Below are 7,840 nucleotides of genomic sequence, written 5' to 3'. Positions count from 1 at the left end.
CAACCAGCCGTTTGAAAAAAGAATTATTCTATTTTTACCGGACAGCAATGATTCGGATTTAATGCTATCTGCCTTTTCAGGTATTGCACAACGATGCTTATCTTTACACTATGGCAAAAAAAGAAAAGCCCATATTTAATAAACGTATTTTTTGGGATGTGGTATTTGAAAATATTGACTACGATGCCAAAGCCAATTTTGTAATTGAACGGGTGTTTGAACGGGGTGATGTGGAAGATATACGCAACTGCCGGCGCTATTATGGCGATGAAAAAGTGACGGAAGCATTGTTGAATGCAAAGTTCTTACCTGAAACCAGGATGTACCTTGCCAGTGCTGTAATCAATAAACCGCTTAAAGACTTCAGATGCTACACCTTGAGACAGTTAAACCCCACACTTTTTCCTTATTAAGGCAATTAATGGAAATACCCGTGTTAAAAGATTTTTCTTTAGTAGGTGGCACGGCTTTGACATTATTGTATGGACACCGCATGTCCGTTGACCTTGACTTATTTTCAAATAAGGAATTTGCAAATGATGAAATCGTTGAGGCGTTGACGAAAAAGTTTGGAGATAATTTTATCATGGAAGAGAAACCCCCTAGATTCGGAATCTTTTGCTATATAAATAATGATAAGGTAGATATTATCCGCCATCCTCATCCATTAATCAGAAAAGAATCGCTTATAGATGGAATCAGGATGTTTTCAACGGAAGATATTATTGCTATGAAGGTGCAGGCTATTCTCGGCCGGGCAAAGAAGAAAGATTTCTGGGACATCGCTGAATTACTAAGCCATTATTCCGTTGATGATTTTATCAATTTCCACAGGGAAAAATATGCAAAACAAAATTTGTTAATAACCGTACCCCAGGCCCTCACCTATTTTGCCGACGCAGAAGAAAGTGAAGATCCCATCAGCCTGAAAAAACAAAGCTGGCAAAGTATAAAAGAAATCATTGCCCAAAAAGTAAGTGCATACTTAGCCTGATTGCTTAATATGAAAAATAAAGCGGTCGGTATGCGACAAAGGAGGCGTCAGACCGCGATCGTACCAGGGCTTCCAACCTTTGGAAAGTTGGAAATCCTATGGACGACATCATTGTGCGGCATAAGGTTTTAACCCAAAAATTTGCAGGTGGTAATGCATAGCGCTTAACCGGTTGCATTCCGATATGTATATAATAGTATATTGCAAATATTCTATTATATTTTTTGGAGTAATTCTTATAACAATGCGTTTGTTTCTGTATATAGGTGTGGCGCTCGTGTTATCATTGCTGAATGTGAACTGCCAGTCTAATAAAAGGGATTCGTCAGCCTCATCCCAAATTGATCAAACGTATATAAACGATAGCATACAGCTCTATGCTTCTGAAGCTGTTAAAGTGCCCGCATCCCGGCTTACATTTCCCGATGGCATCAGGCACGTTGTTGTGGAGCCAAGTAATGATAAGTATAAGTTTTTACATGACCCAGCAATCATTGCTCATAAAAGAGCGTTGATCGCGGCGTGGTACAATTGCCCATCGGAAGAGATTGCTGATGAATCCTGCATCAGGGCAAGAAGGTCTTATGATGGAGGAAAAACCTGGTCGGCAGTGGAAGTGGTTGCATCTGACAAAGAGAAAAAAGGAATTTATTATGTACCCGCACAATTGCTTTCTTTTAACGACGATTTGTATGCATTCGTAGGTAAAATGACGGGGCACGACCGTATCTTAAACACAACTACCTACAAATATGATGAGTTTCAAAAAAACTGGCAGGAGTTGGGAGAAACCGGGGCCTTGTTTTTACCGAATTGTATACCGGTTAAATTAAATAATGGTAACTGGATAATGGCAGGACGTGTAGCCTCTTCTCCGGGACAACTTCCATTAATACCGGCTGTATTAATAAGCCCGGTCGACAGCATTGAAAATACCTGGAGATTGGTTAAACTGCCTGCGGAATATAAAGAGGATCAATATCCGGAAACCACCCTCATTACCAGTGGAAAAACCATATATGCATTTGCCCGTGCAGATGGACCTGCCAATAAGCCGGATGTTTTTATCAGTAATAATTACGGCGAAAGCTGGACTAAGATAGGGTCTCATGATTTCAACGCTATTTCTTCAAAGCTGTATGCAGGAACTTTAAGCGATGGTCGTGGATATATAGTGTTTAATTATCTTCCTTCAGAAAACCTGGCAGATGATATTGAAGACAGAAAGGTACTTGCAATTGCCATTTCAAAAGATGCAGATCATCCTTTTTCCTTTTCCCGTATTTATAAAATACAGTCGCCTGGGCCGGGCAGGCCCATGCTGTCGCATTATCCCTGCGTTTTGGAAAATGAAGGCAATTTATATATAGTGTATACCGCAAACTTCGCCGGTGAAGAAAAGCGGCAATGTGAATTGGCCATCATACCGGTACAATCCCTGCGTTAAATGAAAGCGATCGGTACGTGTACCAGGAGAATCTTTCAAAGGGCCGCTAAAGAAGATATGCCACTAAGACTCAAAAACACAAAGTCCTAGTCTTCCCGTTTTATTTCCTTCGTGCTTTAGTGGCTTTGTGGCAAAACACTACTTTTTAGCCAGCCCCATGCAGCTTATCTTTAAAAAAATAGGCATGCAAATCTGTTTACGCATGCCGGGGTCGTACCAGCTCCGGGTTACTGGTATTAAGCTCAGTCAACACTTTTACCGTACGAAAACGAACACCGGTGTAATAAAAACGGACAACTTTCCCGGGTAAGATCAATTAATCCATTGATTACCAGTGAAATAAACTACTGGTTTATAATTTGTGCCAGGAAAAGAATGTTTAAGAACTATTTCAAAATTGCCTGGCGCAATATTACAAGACATAAAGCATATTCTATACTCAATATCGCAGGACTGTCTATAGGTATGGCATGCAGTATACTTATTTTGCTTTGGGTACAGCATGAGTTAAGCTACGACCGCTTCAACAAGCATGCAGATGAAATATACCGCCTTACCTGTAATGCGGGTGATTTCAAAGCTGCCGTAAGCCCCGCAGGCATGGCGGAAGGATTGCGGGCGGAAATGCCGGAAATAGAAGCTACGGTACGTATAAGCAAGCCGTCTACCAGCCTGGTAGAAGTTGGTGACAAAAAATTCGAAGAGCATCGTGTTTTTTTTGCTGACTCCAATTTCCTGCAGGTGTTCTCCTATGCCCTGCTTAGCGGCGACCGTAAAACAGCATTAAACAGTGTTGATGGCGTATTGATCACCCGGGATATTGCAAAGAAATATTTTGGGAGCGAAGATGCTGCAGGTAAAATGATACGCATAAACAACAATGAAAACTTTATAGTAAAAGGCGTTTTGGCAAATGCACCATCAAATGCTCATTTCCGGTTTGATATTATTTTTCCTATGGAAACCCTTGCCCGCACAGACTACGATCTGATCAACAAGGTTTGGGGGAGTTTTAATTTCTATACCTATATTCAGTTTCACAACAACTTCAACAAAGCAACCCTACCCGGTATTATCAAAAAAATCCAGGCTATTCACAGGGCACATAATGGCGATGGACTCAAGGTGGACTTTCACCTGCAGCCCTTACCCGATATTCACCTGCATTCCGATCTGCAGATTGATCTGCCCGGACAAGGAAATATCCAGTACGTTAACATTTTTTTTATAGTGGCTATCTTTATTCTCGCGGTAGCGTGCATCAACTTTATGAACCTTGCCACGGCCCGGTCGGCACGGCGTGCAAAGGAAGTAGGATTGAGAAAAGTTGTTGGTGCCAGCCGTTACCAGATTATGCTCCAGTTTTTGGGTGAAGCCATGATCATTGCCTTCTTTTCGCTGATCGTTGCTATCGGTATAGTGTACCTGCTATTACCGGTATTCAACACCCTGTCGGGAAAGGAATTGACTATAAATGTGCTCAAAGGAAAACTATGGATCAACCTTTTGATCATAGCATTCATCACCGGTATACTGTCTGGCAGCTATCCTGCTTTATTCCTTTCGGGATTTAAGCCGGTGAAAGTGCTGAAGGGAAAAGTTAAAGTGGCGGGCGCCAGTCTTATATTGCGAAATACACTGGTTGTTGCTCAATTTGTGGTAGCTATATTGTTGCTCACAGGTACCGCTGTAGTATACCGGCAACTGAACTTTATTAAAAACAAAAATCTCGGCTTCGACAAGGGAAACCTGCTGTATGTACCCATGACCGGTGAGCTATGGAATAAGCAACCGGCGTTGAGAGCTGCATTGGAACGAAACCCGCTGACCTCCGGTTTTTCAGTGATCTCTGATTTGCCTACTGCGCTCATTTCCGGAACTACTGATATAGATTGGCCGGGCAGAGATCCCAAATCGCAGGTAGTGATACCTTCAATAGATGTGGATGTAAAATTTATGGATGTTTTCAAAGTAAAGCTGCTGGCTGGTCGTGGTTTTTCCGCGGCGCTCACAACAGACAGTTCGAATTACATGATCAACGAAAAGATGATGCAGGTGATAGGAATGAATATAGATAATATAGTAGGGCAAAACATCAGGTTTGGCGATAATAAAGGAACGGTGATAGGGGTGGTAAAAGACTTCAATTTTAAACCGTTGCAATATGCTATTGAGCCATTGGTACTAAGATTTAACAGGTACGGCGGACTGGTGATGGTGCGTACGCAACCCGGAAAAACGGAAGCCACTATAGCCGCGCTGGAAGGCATCAGTCGCTCACTCAATCCTTCTTATCCGTTTACCTATAGTTTTCTTGATAAGGACCTTGATAATTTATATCGTGGCGAGCAGCAGATGGGTAGCATATTTAATCTCTTTGCCGCGCTCGCTGTTTTTATTTCCTGTCTCGGGTTATACGGGTTGTCTGCCTTCATGGCAGAACAGCGTACAAAAGAGATTGGCGTACGCAAAGTACTTGGGGCTTCAATATTCAATATCATATATCTTTTGTCTGCAAACTTTACGCGGTTAATATTGATTGCGATGTGTATTGCGATCCCGCTCTCGTGGATGGCTATGAGCAAGTGGCTTGACGAGTTTGCCTACCGGATTGATATCAACTGGACCATATTTCTTGCAGCCTGTACAACTGCATTATTGATTGCCTGGCTAACGGTGAGCTATGAATCTGTTAAAGCGGCTGTTGCCAACCCGGTGAAGTCATTGCGTACGGAGTAATACAAATGTGGGAAAGGTGAAAATGTGAAAAATGTGGAAATGTGAAAATAAAAGCGGTCGGTACGCGACGAAGGAGCGTCAGACCGCGGGATAATGAGAAATGTGGAAGTGTGCAAATGTGGCAAATGTGAAATGAACAGCAGGTGAAAATCATAAATCAATAAACTTGTCCGCCGGGGCGGATCAGCAATCATAAATGACGCTTTATGTTTAAAAATTATCTCAAAACCGCATGGCGGCATCTTAAAAAAAACAAATTGCATTCGATCCTTCATATCACGGGACTGACTGTTGCCCTTACAAGCGTTATACTTTCAATACTATACTATAAAGACGAGCACAGCTTCGACACTTTTCATGCGAACAATCCATACCTGTACCGTATCAATACAACTTATATTGACAATAAAACCGGTCAAAAACACGAAAGTGGCGGTACTGCACAGGTTCAGGGTCCTGCCTTTAAGGACCAATTGCCTGAAATAACAGCATATACAAGGATATGGGGCGGAGATATTATTGAAAATGTGAAATCCGGCGATAAAGCATTTAACCTCGGTACGGCATTCGTTGATTCAACGTTCTTTAACGTATTTTCCTTCCCGCTTTTACATGGCAACCCCACCACAGCGCTCCACGATAAATATGCTGCCGTTATAACTGAGAAAACAGCATTGAAATTTTTTGGAAGCACCAATGTAATAGGTAAAAGAATTGAAGTAGCAGATAATCCGGATTCTCTCTTCGCCTCATTTACAGTTACGGGTGTAGCCAAAGATCCACCTTCCAACTCCTCTATACAGTTTGATATATTGCTTCCCTTCACCTACCTGAAAGTTTTATTTAATGACGACACATGGCTTAATGCCTACCTCGGCACTTTTGTAGTATTGCATCCGGCCACGGAGATAAAAGCGCTCGAAAAAAAATTCAATGCTATACATGATGCCAATGCCGGAGAACAATTACGAAGAGCAAAAGAAAACGGAGAATTTGACAAACAGACCTATTATACCCTGCAGCCTTTTACCGAAGTGTATTTGAATCGCCTGACTTCTTCAATCCTGGGTCGCAAAGACGGAACAGGCCACGGGAGTGACATCGTATATTCTTATTTTCTTTTGGGGATATCATTCTTCATATTATTGATGGCTTCAATTAATTTTATCAACTTAAGTATCGGGAGTTCGTTAAAACGAGCTAAGGAAATCGGCGTCCGGAAAATTACGGGGGGCAGTAAAAAGCAAATCATCGTCCAGTTTTTGACTGAATCTTCCATTATTTGCCTTCTCTCGCTTTTAGTAGCCATTGCGCTTGCAAGCGCTGTGTTACCCTTTTTCAACCAGTTAGCAGGCAAGCATTTATCTCTCTCCCTGCTACAGGATGGCAGTTTGTTTTTTTATCTTGGTTGTTTACTGATTGTTAATATAGCGATTGCGGGATTGTATCCCGCGTTTGTACTTTCGGGGTTCAAACCAAAGGAAGTGTTGTACAATAAACAAACCCTGTCTGGTCATAACTGGCTTGGAAAAGGGCTGGTGGTTTTCCAGTTTTCATTATCGGTTTGCCTCATTATTTCTTCTATAGTGTATTACAGGCAAATGGATTTTATTAGAACAAAGGAACTGGGTTACAATCCATCCAATATTATCCGTGTTGAAATACCACCACGAAGAGATACCAGGTCTATTTATAACCAATTTAAAAATGATCTGACAAAAGAACCCGGCATTGAGCAGATACTGTTTGAAACAAACCTGTATGGCGATCATAAAATAGCTGTTAATAATAAAAATGTGAAAAGTCATATCAGGATGATTGATGAATCCTATATACCACTGCTTGATATTGAGATGAAAGAGGGCAGAAATTTTTCAAAAGATTTTGGAATGGATAAAACGGGTGCCGCAATTGTAAATGAAGCTTTTGTAAGGGCGGCCGACTTAAAAGATCCTGTTGATGCTCAAATCAAAACAGCTAATTGGATTGCAAAGCAGCCGTTAACCATTGTTGGCGTTGTAAAGGATTATCACCACAGTTCTTTAAAACAGGCCATCCAGCCAATGGTTTTTACTATGAGTGACACATCATCAGGTACCGTATTGCTGAAAATCAACAAAGCAAGATATGCAACATCGCTGGCAGCAATTGAAAAAATATATAAGCAGGTGGTACCGGGCTCGGAATACACCTATGATTTCTGGGATGACCTGAATGCGAAGGAATATAAGCAAGAGTTGAAATGGCAGAAAATAATTGTTATCGCCACAGCTTTGTCCATCCTGATATGCTGCCTTGGTTTGTTTGGTCTTACCAACCTGTCTACCCGTCAGCGAACAAAAGAAATCGGAATACGGAAAGTGCTTGGCGCTTCTGTTGCATCAATCGCTTCATTGCTTTCAAAAGATTTTTTAAAATTAGTCGTCATTGGTTTTTTGATCGCCTCACCAGTTGCCTGGTGGATAATGAACAACTGGTTGCACGATTTCCCCTACAGGATTGATATAAGCTGGCAGGTCTTTCTGATTGGGGGAGTGATAACCGTGTTTATTGCCATTGCTACGGTAAGCTTCCAGGCCATAAAAGCGGCGGCGGCGAGCCCGGTGAAAGCATTGCGAAGCGAATAGCGAAGTAATACAAATGTGAGAAATGTGGCAAAT

General features: G+C 41.7%; 5 protein-coding genes. All 5 read left to right on the top strand.

The features are described from left to right. Positions 1 to 110 precede the first annotated feature (110 nt). Positions 111 to 413, top strand: coding sequence for a DUF6922 domain-containing protein (locus tag PLE34_RS17350; protein ID WP_324559020.1), 303 nt, complete (start codon positions 111 to 113; stop codon positions 411 to 413). Between the two features lie 8 nt (positions 414 to 421). Further along, positions 422 to 994: a nucleotidyl transferase AbiEii/AbiGii toxin family protein gene (locus PLE34_RS17345; RefSeq protein ID WP_324559018.1), complete on the top strand. Its 573-nt coding sequence runs from the start codon at positions 422 to 424 to the stop codon at positions 992 to 994. A gap of 244 nt (positions 995 to 1,238) precedes the next feature. Continuing rightward, positions 1,239 to 2,441: a sialidase family protein gene (locus PLE34_RS17340; RefSeq protein ID WP_324559016.1), complete on the top strand. Its 1,203-nt coding sequence runs from the start codon at positions 1,239 to 1,241 to the stop codon at positions 2,439 to 2,441. Positions 2,442 to 2,816: 375 nt separating this feature from the next. Next, positions 2,817 to 5,180 carry an ABC transporter permease gene (locus PLE34_RS17335; protein ID WP_324559014.1) on the top strand — a complete coding sequence of 788 codons (2,364 nt, stop codon included), beginning with the start codon at positions 2,817 to 2,819 and terminating at the stop codon, positions 5,178 to 5,180. Between the two features lie 206 nt (positions 5,181 to 5,386). Continuing rightward, a complete protein-coding gene (locus PLE34_RS17330) occupies positions 5,387 to 7,807 on the top strand; it encodes an ABC transporter permease (RefSeq protein WP_324559012.1) in 2,421 nt (806 codons plus the stop codon). Positions 7,808 to 7,840: the final 33 nt, after the last annotated feature.

Source organism: Agriterribacter sp., assembly GCF_035445465.1.
Lineage (GTDB): Bacteria > Bacteroidota > Bacteroidia > Chitinophagales > Chitinophagaceae > Agriterribacter.
The sequence above is the reverse complement of the archived record's forward strand: the minus strand, read 5'-3'. Positions and strand labels throughout refer to the sequence as shown.